General features: G+C 51.8%; 15 protein-coding genes. 8 read left to right on the top strand and 7 right to left on the bottom strand.

The features are described 5' to 3' along the window. Positions 1 to 104: 104 nt before the first annotated feature. The 3 genes from F1728_RS02095 to gyrA all read right to left on the bottom strand — a co-directional run bounded on the left by F1728_RS02095 (position 105) and on the right by gyrA (position 5427). Positions 105 to 1427: a UDP-glucose dehydrogenase family protein gene (locus F1728_RS02095; protein ID WP_155362694.1), complete on the bottom strand. Its 1323-nt coding sequence runs from the start codon at positions 1425 to 1427 to the stop codon at positions 105 to 107. Between the two features lie 135 nt (positions 1428 to 1562). Further along, entirely contained in the window at positions 1563 to 2585 is a 1023-nt protein-coding gene (rfbB, locus tag F1728_RS02090) for a dTDP-glucose 4,6-dehydratase (protein ID WP_155362693.1), read from the bottom strand. A gap of 55 nt (positions 2586 to 2640) precedes the next feature. Next, positions 2641 to 5427, bottom strand: a complete 2787-nt coding sequence (gene gyrA / locus F1728_RS02085) for a DNA gyrase subunit A (RefSeq protein WP_155362692.1) — start codon at positions 5425 to 5427, stop codon at positions 2641 to 2643. A 509-nt stretch (positions 5428 to 5936) separates the two neighbouring features. On the opposite strand from gyrA, the gene F1728_RS02080 reads away from it, so the two are divergent. The 4 genes from F1728_RS02080 (at position 5937) to F1728_RS02065 (ending at position 11012) form a co-directional block, all read left to right on the top strand. Beyond that, complete coding sequence (locus F1728_RS02080; protein WP_155362691.1) at positions 5937 to 8168, top strand: serine/threonine protein kinase; 2232 nt, start codon at positions 5937 to 5939, stop codon at positions 8166 to 8168. Positions 8169 to 8228: 60 nt separating this feature from the next. Then, complete coding sequence (locus F1728_RS02075; RefSeq protein ID WP_228030469.1) at positions 8229 to 10007, top strand: adenylate/guanylate cyclase domain-containing protein; 1779 nt, start codon at positions 8229 to 8231, stop codon at positions 10005 to 10007. Between the two features lie 223 nt (positions 10008 to 10230). Then, the gene (locus F1728_RS02070; protein WP_155362690.1) at positions 10231 to 10392 is read left to right on the top strand and encodes a hypothetical protein; all 162 of its coding nucleotides are present in this window, start codon (positions 10231 to 10233) and stop codon (positions 10390 to 10392) included. Positions 10393 to 10427: 35 nt separating this feature from the next. Continuing rightward, positions 10428 to 11012, top strand: coding sequence for a response regulator (locus F1728_RS02065; RefSeq protein ID WP_155362689.1), 585 nt, complete (start codon positions 10428 to 10430; stop codon positions 11010 to 11012). A 165-nt stretch (positions 11013 to 11177) separates the two neighbouring features. Here the strand turns inward: F1728_RS02065 and F1728_RS02060 are convergent, their stop codons facing one another. From F1728_RS02060 to F1728_RS02050, 3 genes are all read right to left on the bottom strand, one after another. Next, positions 11178 to 12833 carry a hypothetical protein gene (locus F1728_RS02060; protein ID WP_155362688.1) on the bottom strand — a complete coding sequence of 552 codons (1656 nt, stop codon included), beginning with the start codon at positions 12831 to 12833 and terminating at the stop codon, positions 11178 to 11180. 532 nt (positions 12834 to 13365) lie between these two features. Beyond that, the gene (locus tag F1728_RS02055; RefSeq protein WP_155362687.1) at positions 13366 to 15153 is read right to left on the bottom strand and encodes a hypothetical protein; all 1788 of its coding nucleotides are present in this window, start codon (positions 15151 to 15153) and stop codon (positions 13366 to 13368) included. Next, a complete protein-coding gene (locus F1728_RS02050) occupies positions 15150 to 15773 on the bottom strand; it encodes a hypothetical protein (RefSeq protein ID WP_228030906.1) in 624 nt (207 codons plus the stop codon). The genes F1728_RS02055 and F1728_RS02050 overlap by 4 nt, the downstream gene beginning before the upstream one ends. Before the next feature lie 418 nt (positions 15774 to 16191). Here F1728_RS02050 and F1728_RS02045 point away from each other — a divergent pair, with 418 nt between their 5' ends. From F1728_RS02045 to F1728_RS02030, 4 genes are all read left to right on the top strand, one after another. Continuing rightward, positions 16192 to 16698 (top strand): GAF domain-containing protein, encoded by a 507-nt coding sequence (locus F1728_RS02045; RefSeq protein ID WP_155362685.1) that lies wholly within the window; start codon positions 16192 to 16194, stop codon positions 16696 to 16698. Positions 16699 to 16883: 185 nt separating this feature from the next. Then, positions 16884 to 17879 (top strand): M50 family metallopeptidase, encoded by a 996-nt coding sequence (locus F1728_RS02040; RefSeq protein ID WP_155362684.1) that lies wholly within the window; start codon positions 16884 to 16886, stop codon positions 17877 to 17879. A 532-nt stretch (positions 17880 to 18411) separates the two neighbouring features. Next, positions 18412 to 20070, top strand: coding sequence for an HD-GYP domain-containing protein (locus tag F1728_RS02035; RefSeq protein WP_228030468.1), 1659 nt, complete (start codon positions 18412 to 18414; stop codon positions 20068 to 20070). A 69-nt stretch (positions 20071 to 20139) separates the two neighbouring features. Next, positions 20140 to 20772, top strand: a complete 633-nt coding sequence (locus F1728_RS02030) for a hypothetical protein (RefSeq protein WP_155362683.1) — start codon at positions 20140 to 20142, stop codon at positions 20770 to 20772. 18 nt (positions 20773 to 20790) lie between these two features. On the opposite strand, the gene F1728_RS02025 is transcribed toward F1728_RS02030, so the two are convergent. Next, positions 20791 to 22077 (bottom strand): beta-ketoacyl-[acyl-carrier-protein] synthase family protein, encoded by a 1287-nt coding sequence (locus F1728_RS02025; RefSeq protein WP_155362682.1) that lies wholly within the window; start codon positions 22075 to 22077, stop codon positions 20791 to 20793. Positions 22078 to 22103: the final 26 nt, after the last annotated feature.

The raw sequence follows: 22103 nt of genomic DNA, 5'->3' as shown, positions 1-22103 counted from the left end.
TATCGCTCTGCAGTCGGGGCTGCAGGAAAATGATTTAAAAACCAAACAGGCAGTGCTGAATGGATATCTGTGAGTCTACTGACAAAGCATTTGAGGCATGCCGGTCAATCTAAGTTTTTTTCCGAACTGAGTCCAATCCCAAAGTACTTGATTCCTTTGGCTTTCAGCTTTGAGGGCTCGTAGAGGTTGCGTCCGTCAAAGATAACTGGCTGTGTCAGTTTATGACGGATGTAATCGAAGTCAGCGTGCCGGAACTCGTTCCATTCCGTAACGATTACGAGTACATCAGCACCATCAAGCGTGTCGTAATGATGGTCAAGGTATGAGAGTTTATCACCATACTCCGCTTTAACATTTTCCATGGCGACAGGATCGTGAACCTTGATATTACTGACGCCCGCTTCCAGTAACAGATCGATCAGGACCAGGGCTGGCGCTTCGCGAATATCATCGGTTTTAGGCTTGAAAGCGAGTCCCCAGATGGCGACCGTTTTTCCGGCGAGATCCCCTTCGAAGTAGCGGTTGATCTTGTCGAACAGGACCCGTTTCTGGGCTGTGTTGACCTGATCGACGGCGTTCAGGATTGAGGGTTCCATTTCGCGATCATGGGCCACGGAGATTAGCGCCGAGACGTCTTTGGGGAAACAGGATCCACCGTAACCGACTCCCGGAAACAGAAATGAAAAGCCGATCCGCTGATCGTGTCCAATTCCGCGTCGCACCTGATTGATATCCGCTCCGACGCGTTCACAGAGATTGGCCATCTCATTAATGAAGCTGATTTTGGTTGCCAGCATGCAGTTGGCGACATATTTAGTCATTTCCGCACTCTCGAGCTCCATCGACAGGAACGGGTGTTCGGTTCGCAGAAATGGTTTGTAAAGTTCATGTAATACTTCAGAAACTTCCGGGCGAGAGACTCCGACGACCACGCGGTCAGGTTTGGAGAAGTCGTCGATTGCTGCTCCTTCTTTGAGAAATTCCGGGTTAGAGGCGACATCGACCTCCCGTCCAGTCAGGGATTTCAGCATTTCTGCCAGCTTGCGGTTTGTGCCAACCGGGACTGTACTTTTAATGATGACGACAGCGTCTTCAGCGAGCAGCGGTGCCAGTGATTCTGCTACTTTCCAGATGCTGTCCAGATTGGCAGAGCCATCTGCGGTCATCGGTGTGCCGACCGCGATGAAAATACATTTGGAATCCGGGATCACATCAGCATAGCTGGTAGTGAAGGTCAGGCGTCCGGCTTTTGTGTTCCGCTTGACCATTTCTTCCAGACCGGGTTCATAGATCGGAACTTCTCCCGCTTGAAGACGACGGACTTTGGACTCGTCGATATCAATGCAGGTGACGTAATTTCCGCTTTCGGAGAAACAGGTCCCGGTGACGAGTCCTACATATCCTGTACCTATTACTGCAATTTTCATCGTCTTTGGAATCCATTCGAATTTGGAAGCTGACGCTTGTGGTATTAAATCGAACACTGACAGAGAAGTTGAAATCCTCAAAGAAAGCGTCGCGTCAGCTCCCGTGAATGTGGAAGAATTGTAAAATCAGAATAGTTAGGATTTCAGACGGGTTCCATACTGCTGTTCATAGTATTCGCGATACTTTCCAGTGCGGATCCGGTTGACCCACTCGGGGTTGTCCAGATACCAGTCGATGGTCTCTTTGAGACCTGCCTGAAAGTCTGTTTCCACTTTCCATCCCAGTTCAGATTCCGCTTTGCTGCAGTCGATCGCATAACGTAAGTCATGTCCGGGGCGATCTGTGACGTATTCAATTAAAGATTCGGGCTTGTCCAGAAGTTTGAGAAGCAGTTTCGTAATTTCAATATTCTGCATCTCTGCGTGACCGCCGAAGTTGTAAACTTGACCGGGTTCACCTTTTCTGAGAGCAGCATCGATTCCCCGACAATGGTCCATTACGTGAATCCAGTCGCGTACGTTGGTTCCCTCACCGTAGATCGGCAGCGATTTACCTTCCTGGGCGTTAGAGATAAACAGAGGAATCAGTTTTTCAGGGAACTGATAGGGACCGTAATTATTGGAACAGCGAGTGATAATGGCAGGGAAGCCGAACGTATTTACATAACTGCGAACCAGCAGGTCAGCGGCGGCTTTGGAGGCAGAATAGGGACTGTTCGGTGCGATCGGAGTCTGTTCTGTGAACAGTCCTTCTGGACCGAGACTGCCATAGACTTCGTCAGTGGAGACCTGGACGTACCGGTTGACTTCATGTTTGCGGGCTGCATCGAGCAGAACCTGTGTTCCGACGATGTTCGTCTGGATGAATGGTCCGGAATCCAGAATGCTGCGATCAACGTGTGATTCTGCAGCAAAGTTGATGACGGCGTCGAAGTCGACGGAGTCCAGCAGGGAATTTACCACTTCCGGATCAGTAATGTCCCCTTTGACAAACTGATAGCCGGAGTGCGATTCAAAATCTTTGAGGTTTTCAAGATTGCCGGCATAGGTGAGTTTGTCGAGATTGGTGACTTCAATCTCCGGATACTCAGATAATTGTAAACGGATAAAGTTTGATCCGATAAAACCACATCCGCCTGTTACTAAAATCCGTTTCATGACTGTCTTTGTCCCTCTTTTTAAAGCAAATGAAGATCACGAATTAAGTGAGTGTTTATTCCTGGTCGCCAGGGGTGTCTTGAGCGCTGTTGCTTTCGTTTTCCGTTTCCGGAGACTCGGTATCCGCATCCACTTCTGTGTCTGCATCCGTGGGCTCGTTTTCTGAGTCGACTACGATCTCTGCCGGAATTCGGGCCAGGGAGACCAGTTTGTCGTTATCGTCCAGTGTGATCACTCGCACACCCTGAGTATTTCGACCGACCTGACTGATTTCGCAGCCTCGAATACGTTGAATTTTCCCACTGCGGGTTACCATCAGAATCTCATCGTCCTCCGCGACAGAGATGATGTCGACCGCCTGACCGTTGCGTGCCGATGTGCGGATGTCGCGAATTCCCTTACCGCCGCGTTTCTGTCGACGATATTGCATACCACTGCGGGTTTCCTGTTCGTCATCAGCATCTTCGTCGGTATCGCTTTCAGCAGTTGAGAGTTCTTCGTCTGTCTCGGTCTGCTCGTCCTGATCTTCATCCTCTTCTGAAGCTGGAATGAAGCCGAAAGGAGTGCGCTTCCCGTGTCCATTCTCACAAACTGTCAGCAGGCAATATCGAGGATCCGCGATGACCATGCCGATCACGTGACCAGATTTAGACAGCTTGATGCCCTTTACGCCGCGGGTATTTCGTCCCATGCTGCGTGCATCCGACTGGGCAAAACGGATTGCCATGCCGTCAGAGGTTGCCAGCAGGAGGTCTTCTCCCGGGGAGACGATCAGAGCTTCGACGAGTTCATCATCTTCATCGAGTTTGATCGCAATAATCCCGCCCCGTTGTACCCGGCTGTAAGCGGACAGAGGCGATTTTTTGATGATACCGTTACGGGTGGCCATGACCAGGAAGCGTTCTTCATCGAATTCCCGGACAGAGACACAGTTGGAAACGGTTTCATCTTCCTGTAGTGAAAGCAGGTTGACCAGTGCCCGGCCTTTGGCGGTGCGGCCCTGAAGCGGCAGATCGTAGACCTTGGACCAGTAAACCCGCCCGCGATTCGTGATGAACAGCAGGTAAGAGTGAGTACTGGCGACGAACAGGTGCTCGATGGGGTCTTCCTCATCGACTTTAGCGCCGCGGATTCCTTTGCCGCCTCTGTTCTGAGCCTGATAAGTATTGAGCTGAGTCCGTTTGATGTAGCCGCGTTGTGAAAGCGTGACGACCATCGGTTCCTCAGCAATCAGATCATCCCGGTTGACGTCAGTCAGTTCTTCGTCACTGATGTCGGTCCGGCGTTTATCTGCATACTTTTCCTGCAGGTGGAGCATATCGTCGCGAATCACCGCGCGAATATGGTCTTCGTCCGAGAGCAGGTACAGGTATTCGGAGATTGCTTTCAGCAGTTCGCGGTGTTCGTCGGCCAGTTTTTCCCGTTCCAGGTTGGCCAGTGAACCGAGCTGCATCGAAACAATGGCTTCGGCCTGATTTGCGGAGAGGGTGTAATATTCGTGAACCCCCTGCTCGTTCTGGTATTCTTTGAATCCCTCTTCACCCAGTGCCCGTTCAATAAGTTTTCCATCGACCTGCATGCCCTGCAGGCTGATTTTGGCTTCGGCACGGCTGGGTGAGTTACGGATGGTTTTGATGACTTCATCAATATCGATCTGAGCGATCATCAGACCTTCGACCGTGTGTTTCCGCTTGCGGGCTTCAGCCAGCAGGAATTCAGTCCGACGACGGATCACGTCGATGCGGTGCAGGATGAACTGCTGGATCAGTTCCTTGATCGAGAGGGTTTCGGGACGGTTCCCGACCAGCGCGAGCAGGATGATACTGAATGTGGTCTGCAGTGGTGAGAACTTGAAGAGCTGCGCGAGCACCACTTCCTTGTCAGCATCCCGCTTGAGAATGATCTGCAGATGGACTTTCCAGGGGGGCACATTGCGGTCGGTAAGGTCCACAATGCGGGAAATTCCTTTGACCCGGTCGTCGCGGACCAGCAGTTCCAGTTTTTCACGAATGCGGTCACGGGTTTCCATGTAAGGAATTTCCGTAATCACAATCACATCGGACTGTTTTTCAGTTTCGAAGTGAGTACGAGCCCGCAGTGTGATGGTGGAACGTCCGGTGGCGTATCCTTTGCGAATGCCGTATCGTCCGCAGATGATTCCCCCGGTCGGGAAATCGGGGCCTGGCATGACCTGCAGAATGTCGTCGATGGTCGCGTCAGGATTGTCGATCAGCAGTTTGACGGCTTCGCAGGCCTCACCCATGTTCTGGGGAGGAATACTGGTTGCCATACCGACGGCAATCCCGCTGGAACCGTTAACCAGCAGGTTCGGAAACTTCGAGGGGAGCACGACCGGCTCATCGTTCCGCTGGTCATAAGTCGGCACGAAGTCGACGGTATTGCGGTTGATGTCGTCCAGCATCTCTGCCGCGACGGGGGCCAGTCGGGCTTCGGTGTAACGCATGGCTGCGGGAGGCAGGCCGGCCAGAGAGCCGAAGTTCCCCTGCTTGTCGATGAGGACATTCCGCATGACCCATTCCTGCCCCAGACGGACCAGGGTAGGATAAATTGAACCATCCCCGTGGGGGTGATAGTTACCGCTGGTGTCACCGGAAATCTTTGCGCATTTTACCCGGGATGAACTGGCTCCCAGGTTCAGATCGTTCATGGCGACCAGAATACGACGCTGTGAGGGTTTGAGACCATCGCGAGCGTCAGGCAGGGCGCGGCTGATAATTACACTCATCGCATAGGTGAGGTAACTGTCCCGCATTTCATCCTGAATGTCCAGATGCTTGATATTCGGGTCAATGTTTGGCTCTTCGCCGTTATCGGTGGCCAATCCTTGTTCTCCTTAAGGAATTCAACTTCAGATGTTGTCTTGCTTTGTAGATAGTATCGAAACTGTTTCGCGCTGATTTCTCAGGAAACTGACAGTCCTGATTCCGGGGAAACAGGCACCGTTCATCCTGACATCAGGGTAACAATTCGGGCAAATTGAAATGAACGCGGGTATCCTTACTGTCGACTGAAAAAAACTGCCTGGCGAAAACTGTTTTTTAGATCAAAACAGAGGTTGAAAAACGAGCCTAAACTCGCAGAATTCATGCGTCTCAACCTGTTACAAATTGTAGCTGGAATCGCCTGATATCACAACTGACAATGCCCCTGAATTTTAAGGTCTGACCAGGGTGAAAAACCTTGATTTTCAATAAGTTACGTTCTCAAATTCATCATTGAGGAGAACATGGACATTGCATAGAATAGATAAACGCAGATCGGCTGTTTTTTGCCCCGTTTTCTGACTCGGATTGCTGTCCGGAAGCCCCCCATTTTTTCGAAAACTTTTGTATGAATGATCCAGAATCAAAAGATCAGGCAGACTGCCCCGGCGATTCCAGTCTGGAGAGCCAAAATGTGCAGGCACCTTCAGGGGACCTGGAAGATTCACTGGAAAAAACACTGAGGCAGAGCCCCGCTGAACGTGAGCAGGCGGCCCATCTGAGTAAGGATCGACTGTCACTGCCTGCGAAGGTCCCCGGTTATCTGATGGTTCGTTCTCTGGGGGAAGGATCCTATGGTTCGGTCTGGCTGGCTCAGGAAGAAAATACAGGGAAATATGTGGCGATCAAGTTCTATACGTATCGCCGGGGTCTGGACTGGTCGCTGCTGAACCGGGAAGTTGAAAAACTGGCAGAGCTTTATACCTCGCGGAATATTATCAGCCTGCAGGGAGTGGGTTGGAACAGTGATCCCCCCTACTACATGATGGAGTACCTGGAAAACGGATCGCTGGCATCGTTTCTGGATGCGGGACCGTTGCCGGTTCCTGAGGCCGTGCGCATCGCCAAAACAGTATTGCAGGCACTGGTGCATGCGCATGGGAGAGGGATTCTGCACTGCGATCTGAAGCCGGCGAATGTTCTGCTGGATGACAATTATGAGCCCCGAATTTGTGATTTCGGGCAGTCCCGTCTGTCTGACGAACAGAGCCCTTCCCTGGGAACGCTTTATTACATGGCTCCCGAACAGGCAGATTTGCAGGCGGTTCCCGATGCCCGCTGGGACGTCTATGCGCTGGGAGCATTGCTCTATCACATGCTGTCCGGCAAGGCGCCTTACCGGACAGCTGAGAATGAGCAGGCCATTCGCCAGCTGGAGACACTGGAGGAGAAACTCGAAGCCTACCGGGAATTAATCCGTAAAGCCCCCCGCCCTGCGGAACATCGCAAAGTCAAAGGGATCGACCGTCGTCTGGTTGATATTATCGATCGATGTCTGGAAACAGATCCCCGCAATCGATTTCCAAATGCGCAGGCCGTTTTGAGCAGTCTTGTCCAGCGTGAGCAGTATCGTGCCCGTCGTCCTTTAATTGCACTGGGAATCATCGGACCTTTATTGCTGGTGCTGGGAGTGATTCCGGTGGCGGGGGCTGCGGTGAATCAGATGGTCTCTCAGTTTCGTGAAAACCTGACAGCGCGGGCATTGAAGGGAGATCTGATCTCAGCCAACCTGCTGTCACAAAACGTGGAGCACGATCTTCAGGATCGTCAGGTACAGCTGGTAGAATTATCTGAGCGAACTCTGCTGCGTGATATGATGGAAAGAGTACAGGATCCCCAGGATGACGAATCAGAGAGCCTGGAGAGCTACGGCGAAATTGCAGAATACCTGCAACATGAAAAGGATATGGTGGATGAGAAGCGTGAATCACTGCAGCGGGAAAAAGATGCCAGCTGGTTTTTAGTGAATGCCCAGGGGATCCAGGTCTGGCGTGATCCACCCCGCCCGACTATCGGCCAGGACTTTTCTCACCGGGACTACTTTCACGGGCATGGGACCGAATATGAGAAAGGCCATGCACCTGATTCCGTGGAGCCGATTCAGCGTCCGTATATCTGCCAGGTCTTCAAAAGTGATGCCTCCAATCAATGGATGGTGGCGGTGGTAGTTCCGATCTGGGATTTGCAACATGAGAGAGTATTGGGAATTCTGGGCCGCACGACCCATCTGGATCAGTTGCTCACAGGATATGATGAGAGTATTCGCGGCGATTCTGAGAAAATCGGAGACCGGAAAATCGCACTGATTGATAACCGGGATGGAAAGGTGCTGGCTCACCCTCGAATGACTGCAGAAAACCTGCGTCCCCTGAGCCGGGATGAGGTCGACCAGCTGGTACTCAAAGGTGAGCACTTTGATCAGCTGAAATTATTTAAACTGACAGAGAAGAAGCAAAATCGTGGCCCGTTGCCAGCAGTGATCAGCGATTATCACGATCCGGTAGAGGCGGTCTTTTCCGATGATCCTCAGGATAATCTTTGGCTGGCTGCTTTCGCACCGGTGGGAAATACGGGATGGACGGCTGTCGTTCAGGAACGACGGGGGCTGGCGTTGCGGCCGGTTGTCGAGATGAAACGCTGGTTGATTGAGTACGGGTTGATTGTGCTCGTCACGAGTTGCCTGCTGATCTTCACGGTATGGTATTTCGTAATGCGGGTTTTGACCGAGCGGCGCGGCTGGGACTGGTCTCGTCACCAGTCGGAAAAGAAATCGGATACGGAGACAACGGTTTCGAATTGACGATTTGAGGCGAACCCTCATCGACTCGCGGGGAGATCCTCACAAGCAGGGAGCAGATTTTTGTTGGAACTTTTGATCTATGGAGCCCATTCCCGGGATTCCAGTCGCATCGGACTGGAACCGGGACAGGAACTGGTATTAGGGCGTGCTTCCACTGCCGACATTTCGGTTCCCTGGGATGACCGCATTTCGCGACGGCATGCCCGCTTGCAGGTGCAGTCCAAACAGGTGCACGTCAGTAAGATTGAGGAAGCAGAAAATGAAATCTTCCTATCGGGTTCCGGGCAGACCGAGTTTCAGCTGGAACCAGGTAACTCGTTTGTCATCGGCTCTACGACATTCCAGCTGGTTGACTCTGTTTCCAGTTTTACTTCGCCGCGTGAATCCCCGTTGGAAGAAGTGACCTTCAAGCCACATGAACTTCTAAAAGTAAAGTATCGAGATGCCGATCAGAGAATCGACGTACTCGCTCATCTGCCAGAACTGATTTTAGATGCTCGGAATGATGCAGACCTGTTTCATCGTCTGGTGACGATGCTGCTGTCCGGCGTCAAGCATGCTGACGCGGTGGCTGTCGTGCGGCTCAATGAGGATGACCGGGTCGAAGTTCCCTTCTGGGAGCGTCGACGCCAGGCCCAGGGGGGCTTTCATCCGAGTGGACGTCTGGTGAAAGAGGCTGTTAAAAAGAGCGGGCGCTCGGTGCTTCACGTCTGGGCGACACGTGAAGAAAAACCGGAGCAGGATGATTATACAGCAGTAGCTGAGTTTGACTGGGCATTCTGTACGCCGATTGAAGATGGTCCCGCGGGAAAATGGGGACTGTATGTTGCGGGGGAACTGGACCATCCTTATCAGGCAGGTGGTGGCAGGAGCGGTCTCGATCTCCAGGCGGATGTAAAATTCACCGAACTGGTTGCGGCGATCGTGAAGTCGGTCCGTCGCTTGAATCAGCTGGAACGTCAACAGGCCGGTCTGCGACAGTTCTTTGCTCCTCCGATCCTGTCTGCTTTGGGAGATAATCTGAATACGGAGATTCTGGAGCCCCGCGAATGTGACGTGACAGTGCTGTTTTGTGACTTACGAGGATTCAGTCAGCACGCAGAAGATTCTTCTGGCGACCTGATCGGTCTCTTGGGGCGTGTCAGTCAGGCGCTGGGAATTATGACAGCGCATATTCTGGACTTTGGCGGGGTGACAGGAGATTTTCAGGGAGATGCAGCCCTGGGGTTCTGGGGCTGGCCCTTCTCTTCTGATATGGCGCCTCTGGATGCCTGCCGGGCTGCCCTGGCAATTCGTCAGGCCTTTGAACAGATCCGTCAGCAACCCGAACATCCGCTGTCTGATTTTCGAATGGGGATTGGAATTGCCCATGGTCGGGCAGTCGCGGGTAAAATCGGCACCAGCGACCAGGTTAAGGTGACTGTGTTTGGTCCGGTGGTCAATCTGGCCAGCCGACTGGAAGGTTTAACCAAGCACCTCCGCGTTCCGGTTGTGCTGGATGAGGCGACGGCGCAGATCGTGCGGAGTAAACTGGATCGACGGGAAGGTCGCGTTCGCAAACTTGCTCAGATCCTGCCCTATGGTATGGAGAAGTCGGTGCTGGTCAGCGAGCTATTGCCTCCCGAATCGCAGGCGGAAACCCTGACAGAAGAGGAAGTTGCCTGCTACGAACGGGCTGTGGACTGCTTTATCACAGGCGACTGGGAAGAAGCATTTCGTCTGCTCCACGCGATACCCGCTTCCGACCGGGCCCAGGATTTTCTGTCTCTGCAGATTGCCCGTTCAAATCGAGTGGCACCTGCTGACTGGGATGGGACAATCCGCTTCGATTCCAAGTAACTCTTCATTTCTGGCAATGCTTTTTGAGGCCAGGCTGGCCCGGTTCCGATTATGCAGCCTGAACGGAACAGGTAGACTTCGTGCGCGGCTGACTGTTCATTTTTCTCAGAATTTCTGGCCATCTGGCTAAAGTTGACCTATTTTTTAACGACGGGCATCACGGAGATGCGGATGTGATGGGCCTTGTACAATCTGTATTCAGCAGCCTGGAGAGAGTGAAATCATGAGTAACGCAGAATTATTGATCGAACCGGAAGAGTTAACACAGGAAACCGAAACCCACTGTCAGAGATCCCGGGAAATTGAAATCAATCTTCGTTCTCAGGAGATGCTGCTGGTTTTAAATGAAGTATTTGATGCGATTGTTCCTTCAAGCAAGTCTTAAAAATTGATTTCATTTTTCAGTAGTAGGTTCCTCTCATGCTACAGGCATCAGAAAAGTCAAACGCACGAATTTTAGTCATAGATGACGACCCGCTCTTTCGTAATCTGATGGTTTCATTTTTACGGAGAGAGTATTTTGTATCCGTGGCCAGTGATGGCTCGGAAGGTTTTTATAAAGCACTCGAGTATCCACCGGACATTGCCATTGTCGATGTGCAGATGCCGGTCTGGGATGGTTTGCAGACTTTGAAAGCATTCCGGTCACATCCTACCCTCTGCAAGACAAAAATCATCATGCTGACCTCGGATGCCAGCAAGGGGACAGTTGTCGCTGCAATTCAGGGTGGTGCGAACGACTACATCATTAAAACCAGCTTCTCCAAAACTGAGCTGCTGGATAAGGTCAGGAAATTCGCTCAGCCGGGATCCGGAAATGTGGCCAATACTCCGAATTCAGCACGCCGTCAGAACTCGGTCACTACTGTCGTGAGTAGTACTCCGCAACCTCACCCTGCAGAAAAGAGTGCTGGTCGTGCTTCCATTGAAGATCAACTGAGTGATCTTTCACTCGACAAGTCAGAGGAAGAGATGCTGGAAGAGATTATGGAAGAATGGGAGTAATCAGGGCTGATCTGTTCCCGATTGAATTTCAATCTGCAGCTGATCAATCCTGGCCCGCTCGAAGATCCGGGCATTCTCATGTGGTATCTGAAAATCCAAAGAAAAACCCCGCAGAGCTGACAATGGGCTCCGCGGGGTTTTTAATTATCGGTCATCGATTGTGAATTAGAGGGTCTCTTTCGAGAACTTGGCAATCACGTTTCCGATGAATTTGAGAATACCTTTGTCGAGTTTGGCTTTGCCATCGATGACATCGCCTTCGCGTTTCATGACAAAGGTGAAGGTATCGTCTTTGTCGGTGAGCGAGCTGAGCAGAATTTCACGGATTTCGACGTTGCCTTTTTTGTCCCGGACTTTGTTGATCAGTTTCAACCAGGGCAGCGTTTTCACGTTCAGTTCAATCACATTGGGGCTGACTTTTTCCGGAGCCGGCTCTTTGACCTTCTTAGCAGCATCCTTGATGTTCTGAATCGCATCAGGGCCAGCTGCCATCCAGAGTGCCTCGGGAGTGCTGCCGACATAGAGTGCTTCTCCATCACCAAAGAGCTCATAGAACCCGGCCTGGAATTCTTCCCGGATCGTGATTTTGTGGATCTTCAGGTTCTCTTCGTTGACCACATCCACTTCAACGGTCTGCCCTTTCATCAGCTGCGGCAGGAGTTCAACAACTTCCTTCAGCTTAGCACCATCGGTAGAACGGATGCCTCCGAGCAGTGCATATTTGCCGCCGTCAGCTGAGTTGGTATTGATGAAGCCATCGATGAGTGAGGTCTCTTTGCCTGCATCCAGCATCTGAATGACCAGTTCAGAGATCTTTTTGCCGGCTTCTTTCTGCTTGTCGGTCAAATCTTTGTTACTATCAATCCGCTCTTTAATGCTGGGGAGCAGCAGACTGTAGAACGCGGTGATGTTGGCTTTGCGCATTTCATCCAGGGGATGATTGATGCGGCCGTTTAAGATTCCGTCCTGCTTGACTTCGACGTTGGCGAAGTAGCTGGGCTTGGTGGCAAACTGCTTGATGCTTTCATCCAGCGAAGTTCCCTCGATTGCTTTCAGGCTGAAAACGAGGCGTCCTTCATTCTGAGCGGCGTCTGTGGTCCAGCCGATGACCATCTTCTGGGCTTCAGCAAAGAGTCGCTCGGCTTCATCCATCTGGTGGGTAAAAGCGAGCTTCCGCAGTTCGAAAGCATTGTCGGTTTCATCCCGCTTTTTCTTGATGGCAGCCTGCAGCTGTTCGCGGGTTTTGGTCATGGATTTCTTCCGCAGATCCACGCCTTCTTTTTCATTCGTGATCAGTGCGCTGAAATCGTATTCGGCTTTGATCAGTTCCTGGACCCGCTTGAGTGGGTCTTCGATGTTCTCGACCTCATCGAGTTTTTCAGAGATGATTACATATTTCTTGTCCTGCAGGTACTGCATGAAACCTTCGAACAGGTTACCCAGTTTGTATGGGCCTTTACGCTGTTTCTTGGAAGAGATTTCAAAGACTTCCAGGTTATCGCGGAATTCCCCCAGGTCACTGATGGGGAGAATCAGTCGATAGCGCTGCTGCTGATTTTCACCAAGCAGGATGTCGATGCGGAGGGGACGTTGTTTATCAATTCCCTCCAGGAAGGTCGGGATCAACTGTTCGAGGTTGGTCCAGCCTTTTTTGTCGCCTGCCAGATCTAATACCAGATACTTCAGGTCCGCAATCATGCCATCGGCATTAATCTGGACCAGAGAGATATTAGGGGCAGCTTTATTTTCTTGAGCAGTTGCGACGCGCGGGAGTGAGAACGCAACGAATAGAATCAAAGCAAAATGAGCAATGCGGCTCATACATTTCCTCCATGATGTATTTCTGAGGATCTTGGGGATCGATATCTGATTTGCCTGCATCTTCTGCAGGGACCGACAGTAACTGTCATCCCGATTCAACACAGGTTGGTGCAAATGTTAGTTTATACCAATAGTAATGAATAGGGAACTCTGGTTGAAGAAATAGCTAAAGTCCGAAATCGAAGATTTCTCTGTCGGGTAGACCAGGCGAATCTGGGATAAGAAATACAATGTGTACGTGTGTATTGTCAGGGTCCGGGTGGACTAGAGGGTCCAGAATAGAAATTCGGCGGTGCTCCGCGAAAATATGAAGGCTGTTCAGAAACAAACCCAAAAATTTCCGAAGTGAAGTCGACCTCATTGCAGAATCGCTAAGATTCCCCAGCCTTTGAATTTTCAGTCGATTTTGATTCAGTCTTAACGGGACTGACCAGGCCAGCGCGGAGGTGCCCTTCTCTGGCTGAGAGTCGGGCAGTCCGCGATATCGCCGGGATATCCCCGCTGTTTCATCAGAGGGAGTCCTCAACTGTGATTACAACTTTTTCTCTGGCTCTTTGGCGGGAGGCGTTTCGGGTTGTGAACTACGAGCAGCCTCAATTCCTGTGACCAGTCCCAGATAGCCTGAGATTCGTTCGGTAGGCGTGTAATTACTGCCCTGGAGCATTTTGCTGACAGCCGGGATCTGTTTCTGTTCGACCGCGACTGCACCAATTGTGTTCAGCATATCCTCTCGGAGTACCGGATCTTTAGTCGCAGCCACAAACTGCACAGCCTGACTGAATTGAGACTGATTCAGGAGTTGGGATAGCAGTTTGAGGGAGAGTTGACCCTTCCAGGGTTTCTTCAGGTCAGACTGGTTGATCAGGTGAGCCGCCTGCTCTGGTTTCCCGTTCTTAATCAGGGACGCGGTCTGACGGATCAGCTCATCCTCTTTGGAAAGCTTGGGAGCACTGCTGGTCAGGGCCTTGCTGATCTGTGATTTCAGATCTTCGTTCTGTGAGCCGACAGATTCCAGAATCACAGCAGGCAGCGTCGTTTCCTGCAGGGCATCTTTGAGGTTGAGATTTGAATTTTGTGAAGCAGCCTGCACCAGATTCCAGACTTCAAGAGCCAGGCCAGAGCGGGAGGCCTTTGCCAGTAGTGCGACAAGTTTTTCGGAACGTTGTTCACCGGCGGCTTTCAGACTGCGGAGTTGTTTATTGTATTCGGTAATGGCCCGGTTGATGCGATCGGAGGTATCCAGGTTGAAGGTGTCTTTGATCTCATCCCGGAAATTGAAATTCGTCGTCGCGTTCGATTTTTCTTTGACTGCAGCGAGGCTGGGGGCAGTGGCCTGAATGCTCTGGACTGCATTTTTGAGGTATTGCAGTGCTTCAGCTTTCTTCCCGAGTTCTGACTCAGCACAGGCGATCTGGAGGTAAGTCTGAGCCAACTGTTCCAGAGGAGCAGCTTGAGGCAGCCGCATGGAGTTCACTTCTTTGAGGTCTCCCAGAGTAATGGGAGTCGGAACGGGCTGATCTTTGATCAGACTGACGGCCCGGTCGACAAAGGCCTGTGCAGCCTCTTTCTGATTCAGGTTGACCAGTTCTCGCGCACAGCGAGCCAACATCATGGCGTTACCGGTGGGCGAGAGCTTCTGCTCTGCCGGCTGGACCAGACTTAAATCTGGTTTCTGCTGTTGTTTGACGGCCTGTTCGAGCCGAGAGAGTGACCATTGAGTTACTGCTTCCGTCCGGTCGGCCGAGTCGGAGGCCATGGCTGCCCAGTTCAGGGCGGCTTCCGGATAACCGTGAGTGACCAGAATCATGGTGGTTGCTACCCACTGGGGAGAAGCCCACATGCGGTGCAGGTCGATCAGGGATTCAAAATCATGATGATTGGCTTCCTGGGCGATCTGCAGATAAGCAGACAGTTGTGCCAGATTGCTTTCCGCCTGGTATTTGCGGATGAGATCGGTTGCCAGATCTTCTTTTCCAGCGGCAATCCAGAAGGCAGCCAGGCGGGAGATCAGGTCTAATGTATCCCTTCCGCCGTAATCGGGGATCTTCTGGGAGAGTTCAATTGTCTGATCCAGCGTCTCTTTGAGACCGGCCTGATCTTTCTCCTTAAGCTGGATCCAGCCAATTTCGATCAGGGGGAAGATTTTATAAAATGGCAGTGGAGGACTGACGGCGTCAATCCGCTCCATCTGTTCGCGGGCGGCAGGAATGTTTCTGGTAACTGCATAAGCTTCGGCTGCCAGTCGCCGACTGAACGGTTTGCTGCGATTCCCGCGGTCGCGAGAAAGATTAACAATTTCCTCCAGTGCATTCTGTTTCACTTTGGCCGGATCAACGGACGTCTGCGGATTCTGTGTTGTCTGCTCGGGGGATTCAGCGGGTTTTGCGCCAGAGGATTTGGTTTATCATTGGAATTGTTTGAGAAATTATTCTTAGTCGCCTGAGAAATGACCGGGTTTTTGAAGGGCTGGGACAGTTCGGAAGCATCTGGAACCTGAGTGAAATACCAGTAGGCACCACCAATGGCTCCTACAGAAACTACGATGGCACCGATCAGCGGCAGTTTCGAGGGTTTCTTTTCTTTGGGCTCTTCTTCCTCAGTGGCTTTGCGTTCCTGCGCTTCAGGATTGGGGACGGTGAAGACGGGGGCCAGACACTCCGGATTTCGACATTTTACCTCACGTCCGATGACTTTCTCAGAGGCGAACCCCTGGGTGTCGCACATGGGACAGACCACACGGAACATTTTTCCCTTGGCGGGCTTACGTGCCAGAGGGATCACCTTCACTGCTTCCTGTTTTTTCCGTTCCAGTTCAAACGGGTCATCATCAGAGACCGTTTCCCGGCCTCGACGTTTGACGGGCTGCTGAGTTGCAGCGGATTTAGCAGGTGCGGGTTTGTCTTTGGGAGAGGGGCTGCTGGTTTTACCTGAGGACTTCATGGGGGCGCCGCAGGACGGGCACTCGGTGACGTCTTCATCAAGTACTGATGCCCCACAAGACGGGCAGGTTGGCAAATCCATATTTCAATCGTCCGATATATTCTGGTGGTTAATCAATGTCCATGTCTCACCTGTTACGTAATCCGAAAGTCTTCAGAAAGGAAAAATCAAAACGCAACAGTTGGATTGTGATCGGAAAGGAATCATAGTTAACTGTTTAGAAAACAGAAAGCTAAGTATCATTGTATACATTGAATAACCTCCTCTTCAAGGAATATTCAATGAACGCCGATGAATGTCGGATCTTCAGAAATGAGAAAAACTTCTGACAGAGACTGTTAACTCAAAAGCAGCGCTGCGATCCACAGCCATTCGAACATAACACACCACTACCACTTCAGGAACGGGACAGAGAATCATGGATTTACAGGTCGAGCAGGTTGTCACTCAGCTGGAACAGGAATTACGTGAACAGAATTCTGTTTCCGGTGTGCTGGATCTGCTGCTGGCCCAGCTGAAGGGGCGGGCCGCTGGTCTCTGGCGGTGTGCCGACGGGAATCTGTTGCAGGTAGGCTTTCGTGCAGTACCGGAAATGGATCTGCAGGTGCAACAGGATTTTGCCGCTCTGACGAAAGAAGTTTCACTGGAAAATAAAGGGTTAGGCATCGTCAAGGCGGTGCTGGATCGTCGGCCTGCGATTGGAACTCTGAGTAGCACAGAGTCAGGATTGCCAGGGTCTTCTGAGTGGCTGGTGAAGTTTGGTGCACAGCAATCCTATGCGATACCCGTCATCGAGGACGGTGAGGTCACCGGAGTTCTGGCAATTTCCACAGACTGTATTCATCAGGCAGGCGATGCCGAGTGGGAAATTCAGACTCAGATTGCGAACCGAATCGGTGAGAAAAAACTTTTGGGGATGCTTTGAACCTGTGAATTGAGTATGATTTCGTTACAGAAAAGGGAGTGGAATTGTCAGGAGATTTCCTGATGTATATAACATGTGGAGTGGAAACAGGAGTTTCCCTGCTCTAACGTTCTACGTACCCGGTCATTCTGAGCTCAGCATTAGCTGAAGGACGTTTGTGATTCTCTGCAACAGGTCATGGTAAGATGAGTCGATCGAATCCTTTGCACTGGTCATTTCCCATTGGATCCTGGTTTTTGACTCAGGTGCGTGTCAGCATTTTTCTGCCGGTCGTCCTGCTCGTCTTCTGGTCACATTACTCTCTAGGACTGGGATTTGCTTTATTCGGCGTTCTGTTCATCAGCGTATTCCTGCATGAAATGGGGCACGTGGTCGCCTGTCGGATGATGGGAGGCGAAGCCGATCAGATCATGCTCTGGCCTCTGGGAGGCCTGGTACCCTGCAGCCCTGCCCGTACCGATGCCTCACGCATCTTCACCGTTCTGGGTGGGCCGCTGGTGAATCTGCTGTTATGTGCGATTACGCTGCCGGCTGTAATCTGGTCCGGACAGATGTCGGAATCGCTCAACCCGATCAAGCTTCCGACTGTCGATCTGAGCAATAATCTGGGGCAGGCAATGCTTTTGATGGTGTTCAGCATCAACTGGCTCCTGCTGCTGGTAAACCTGATTCCGGTACTTCCCCTGGATGGTGGTAAAGTGCTGCAGATCATCCTCTCCCGCCGCTTTGATGAAACTGTGCTGCATATGGTGATGCTGAACGTCAGTTTTCTGGTCGGGGGGCTGGGAATGGTGATCGGCCTCTGCACCCATACCGTCTGGGTGGTCTTTTTCGGAGCGTTGCTGTTAATGCTGAACCTGCTGGAATTTGCTGCCGGCCATCGCGAGGAAGCCTTCGACGATTCCATTTTCGGCTACGATTTCTCACAAGGCTATACCAGCCTGGAACGTTCGAGTCCGGAACCTTCAGAACAGAAAGTTGGTTTCTTCCAGAAGTGGCGTGAGAAACGAAAACTGCAGAAACGGATGCGGGAACGCGAAAAAGAACGGGATGCAGAAAAGCAACTCGATCTCCTGCTGAATAAGGTTCATGAATTCGGTCTGGAATCCTTAACCCCCAAGGAGCGTCAGCAGTTAAATCAGGTGAGTGCCCGCTATCGCAAGAGCAATTCCGACCCATAGAATCAGGCGGATTTGCACTCAGACGGTGTTTCATTTTCTCTTTCCACCGAAAATCGCCGAAATTTACTTAACTGGTGAATCATTTTGCTGGTCTGGCCTGACAATGCACACATCTGGCAGAATCCGCAGCATCGTGCTTTTCAGATGTAGTTTTGCTTACTTCGGATCCGTCTGGTGGTGAACAAGGTTGAGAAGCTCTTCTCCCTGGCAGAAAGACGGGGATTCATGGTGAATTGTTTCTAACTGTCATGAAAACAAGGTGATACAACCAGAGTAATGGACCCGTTACTCTTTATATCCATTTTGATATCTGGTTGTTGACGAAGATAACTTCAGAAAACCCTGGATTTGTTCACTAGAACCTGTGTTTGCCGATATTTGCGGTGTAAACCGCAGTTTTCAGGGCGAAAACTGCGGTTTACTGAAAACTGACACAATCGCAGGTCCTGATTTCAAATCTGATTTGCGACCATTCGTCTGCGAACTAACTTTCTATAGGGAATAACTCCTCTAGAAAGCAGGAAAATGACTTATGGTCTCGGGAACAATTGATTCATTCAAGAAACTGTCTAACTTCAGCAAGTGTGGTGGCGCATGGGATCTGGAAATTCACCAGGATACCAAGGTGGAACTGTCCAATGATCGCATGCGGCGCATTTCAGAATTGACGGGCCTGTCAATGTTCTGTTTCGACGCCAGGGTTCAAAGGCTGGTCGGGCGGACTCATACGCACTCCCTGCCCTTTTTTCCGATCGACGTCTTAAACCAGCTCGATGAGATTCAGGGGCTGACCCTGGTCGAGAATACTAACGGACTGACCCATTATCTGTTTCCCCTGTTTGAGGATAGCGAACATAAATATGTTGCCGCCGGCTTTGTGTTTCAGAAAGAGAAACGCAAACTGACGGAAATGGTACTGTCAGCTGTAGAGCGGAGCTGGTCTTCCGAGGAACTGGATACCTGGCTCGAAGGGCAGCGGATACTGGATGTGAAATCGCTGCATGCCCTGCTCAGCCTGGCCATCATGCATCTGGATGAAGAACAGCAGCTGGATGAATTGAACGAGGAAGTCGATAATCTGTCCGAATGTCTGGATGAGACGTTTGAAGAAATCAGCCTGCTGCACGAAGTAGCGCAGCATTTGAAGATTTCTGAAAGTCCCGAGAAGCTGGGAGAGCTCTGTCTGGAGCGGATCGGCAATCTGATCGAAGCGGAAACAAATATTATCTGGTTCGAAGGACAGGGACACACGTCCCGATTCATGTCTGAGAGCCAGACTGAATTTGATGAACTCAAACTGGCTCGGCTGGTCGCACAGTTTGATGGATTTGACTTCAATCAGCCTCTGGTCATCAATCACGTGGACAGTTCCCTGCTCTCACTGGAATTTCCGGATCTGCATAATCTGGTGCTGGTGCCGATTACCGATGGCTCTCATTCTTACGGGTGGATCCTGAGCTGTAATCTTCTCAAGAGCGAAGAGTATGGCACTATTCAGGCCAGTCTGTTGAATTCGGTGGCTTCTTTCCTGGGAACACACCTGCGTAACATCGACCTGTATGCGCAACAGGAAGAGCTGATGCTCAGCTTTGTTAAATCGTTCATCTCCACTCTGGATGCGAAAGATCCTTACACACGCGGTCATAGCGAGCGCGTGGCCCTGATCGCACAGCAACTGGCGAAACAACTGGGTTATACGGGAGAATTCATTCACGACATCTATCTCTCCGGTCTGTTGCACGACATTGGGAAAATCGGCGTGGATGACCGCATTCTCCGCAAGGAAGGCCGTTTGACCGATGAAGAATTCCTGCAGATTCAGAAACATCCGATGATCGGATACAAGATTCTGACCGGTATCAAAAAACTCAAAAACATTCTGCCGGGGATCCGTAATCACCATGAGCAGATCGACGGCCGGGGATATCCCGACGGTTTGACTGGAGACGATATTCCACTGATGGCGCGGATTATTGCTGTCGCGGATGCCTATGATGCGATGGGCAGTGATCGTCCCTACCGCAACGGTATGCCCCTGGAACGACTCGAAGGAATTTTCCGTGAAGGTAAAGGGATTCAATGGGATGCTGACGTGATCGACGCTTACTTTGAGATCCGTGATGAAATCACTCAGCTCTCGCAGAAATACAACCTGGAATCTGCTGAGCAACTGGAACTGACGGTCGGTTGATGGACTGACTTTCGCTGAATGATTAGGATAGGTGTATAACCTTATTCTGTCTTCATGCGGGAGTCTTTCATGTCAGCTGTCCTACCTCAGAATCTCTGGAAGCACAGTGTATTCCTGATTTGCCTGTTCCCTGTCCTGTCGGGCTGTGGCTCTGGTGAATCAGATGCTCCTGCCGACCTGCCTGTTCCCGAAGCGGCTCCCCTGAGTTCTGCTCAAAGTGCTGCGACTGAAGCTTCAGACTCTGAGTCCGGCGAAAAAGTCTTTGACGGGATTCAGTTCGACGTGCCCGTCGGCTGGCAGCAGATCCCTTTGTCTCCAGCACAACAGGGGATGATCTCAGCCAGCTTTCAGATTCCCAAAGCGGGACCGGATGTAAAACTCACTCTTTCTTCGGTCGGCGGTGGCATCGAGGCCAACCTGCAGCGCTGGCGAGGGCAGTTTCAGTTACCTCCGGGTGAAGAGCCGATTCAGAAGACTGTCCGCGTAGATGACGTGGAAGCGATCTGGCTCGATCTTCGCGGTACCTTTGATACCGGACCGGCCCTGAACGGGACGGCGGAAGCGGGCATGCGGATGATTGGCGTGGCGATCCCTCGCAGTCCTCGCGATTTTTACCTCAAGCTGACTGGACCTCGGGAACAGCTGCTGAAAGCAGAGCCTGAGTTCGAAGCGTTTTTGAAGTCGGCTCGTTTCAAACAGTAACTCCGCAGCTACGACAGCTTATCGGTCGCTGTCCCATTTGCGGACCAGGCCGGCAGACAGGTGGCCTCCAAATCCAAAAGAGAGTTTGAGAGCCGTTCTGATTTCCCGTGATACTGCAACCTGGGGCGTGTAATTGAGTGGGCACTCCGGATCGGGAGTTTCCAGGTTCAGTGTGGGGGGAACGATTCCGTCCCGCATGGCGAGCAGCGTCAGCGCCAGTTCCACGCTCCCTGCTGCTCCGAGGAGATGGCCCATGCCCCCTTTCAGGCTGGAACAGGCAAGCGCAGCGGCGCGGGAACCGAATGCTTTCTGTAAAGCATGCGTTTCATAGATATCGTTAATTTGGGTTCCGGTGCCGTGGAGATTGACATAGTCGACTTCCTCGTGAGCCACTCCGGCCCGACCCAGTGTAACGTTAATCAGGTGCGACAGGCTCTCTGCCTGGGGATCGAACTGCATCAAATGTGTGGAATCCGCACCGAGGCCTCCGGTCAACCATTCTGCATAGGGAGTCACGTTACGTTTCTGTGCCTGCTCCAGTGACTCAAGCACCAGGATGCCGGCCCCTTCTCCGACGACAAACCCGTTACGTCTGACATCATAAGGACGGCAAGCCTGGGCGGGGTGATCGAACTGCGATGCCAGTACACCCATGCGATGAAACGAGGCCAGAACGGCGGGCAGGAGTGAAGCATCAGTACTGCCCGCAAGAACCGTGTCGCAGACTCCATCCTGAATCAGTTCGGCACCACGCATGATGCTTGAGAAGCCGGTAGCGCAGGCTGAGACCGGGGTCAGGGCTGCGGCCTGCAGGTTAAAGTGGGCGGCGAATGAGTGGCTGGCTGCCCCCGCGAAACACTGCAGCCAGAGATCCGGGGGAACCTGCTCTGCGGCAGATGCATCCAGGTGTGAGAGCGCGGCCAGTTGTGCAAAACTGGCCATGCCCCCTTTGCTCGATCCGATGACACACCCGGTGGTTTCCCGGTTGAGGAGGTTCAAGTCCAGGCCGGCATCCTCAAATGCTTCGGTGCCTGCCTGCAGTGCGAGGGTTAGAGAGGGCTCAGTCTGCAGGGGAGTCGAGCTGCGTAATGAGGCACTTGAGAGACTGGGGTCGGGAATGATTCCCCCTGCCAAGGGACGCTTCAGCTGTTGGGATAATGCATCCAATGGCTGGATCGCGGAAACGCCGGAACAGATTCCCTGCCAGGAAGCTTCCCGGCCAACGGCGTACGGGGTGATCAGTCCGATGCCCGTGATGACAATCCTGCGGGGCTCAGGCTCAGATACTGTAGACAGTGGTCGCATGAAAACGTGAGGGCTGAGTGTGAATG

Source organism: Gimesia benthica, assembly GCF_009720525.1.
Classification (GTDB): Bacteria; Planctomycetota; Planctomycetia; order Planctomycetales; family Planctomycetaceae; genus Gimesia; species Gimesia benthica.
The sequence above is the reverse complement of the archived record's forward strand: the minus strand, read 5'-3'. Positions and strand labels throughout refer to the sequence as shown.

Excerpts from the sequence above, each read along its gene's own strand:
- F1728_RS02095 (WP_155362694.1), bottom strand. The coding sequence starts at position 1,427 with ATGAAAATTGCAGTAATAGGTACAGGATATGTAGGACTCGTCACCGGG.
- rfbB (WP_155362693.1), bottom strand. The coding sequence starts at position 2,585 with ATGAAACGGATTTTAGTAACAGGCGGATGTGGTTTTATCGGATCAAAC.
- F1728_RS02080 (WP_155362691.1), top strand. The coding sequence starts at position 5,937 with ATGAATGATCCAGAATCAAAAGATCAGGCAGACTGCCCCGGCGATTCC.
- F1728_RS02070 (WP_155362690.1), top strand. The coding sequence starts at position 10,231 with ATGAGTAACGCAGAATTATTGATCGAACCGGAAGAGTTAACACAGGAA.
- F1728_RS02065 (WP_155362689.1), top strand. The coding sequence starts at position 10,428 with ATGCTACAGGCATCAGAAAAGTCAAACGCACGAATTTTAGTCATAGAT.
- F1728_RS02060 (WP_155362688.1), bottom strand. The coding sequence starts at position 12,833 with ATGAGCCGCATTGCTCATTTTGCTTTGATTCTATTCGTTGCGTTCTCA.
- F1728_RS02050 (WP_228030906.1), bottom strand. The coding sequence starts at position 15,773 with ATGAAGTCCTCAGGTAAAACCAGCAGCCCCTCTCCCAAAGACAAACCC.
- F1728_RS02045 (WP_155362685.1), top strand. The coding sequence starts at position 16,192 with ATGGATTTACAGGTCGAGCAGGTTGTCACTCAGCTGGAACAGGAATTA.
- F1728_RS02040 (WP_155362684.1), top strand. The coding sequence starts at position 16,884 with ATGAGTCGATCGAATCCTTTGCACTGGTCATTTCCCATTGGATCCTGG.
- F1728_RS02035 (WP_228030468.1), top strand. The coding sequence starts at position 18,412 with ATGGTCTCGGGAACAATTGATTCATTCAAGAAACTGTCTAACTTCAGC.
- F1728_RS02030 (WP_155362683.1), top strand. The coding sequence starts at position 20,140 with ATGTCAGCTGTCCTACCTCAGAATCTCTGGAAGCACAGTGTATTCCTG.
- F1728_RS02025 (WP_155362682.1), bottom strand. The coding sequence starts at position 22,077 with ATGCGACCACTGTCTACAGTATCTGAGCCTGAGCCCCGCAGGATTGTC.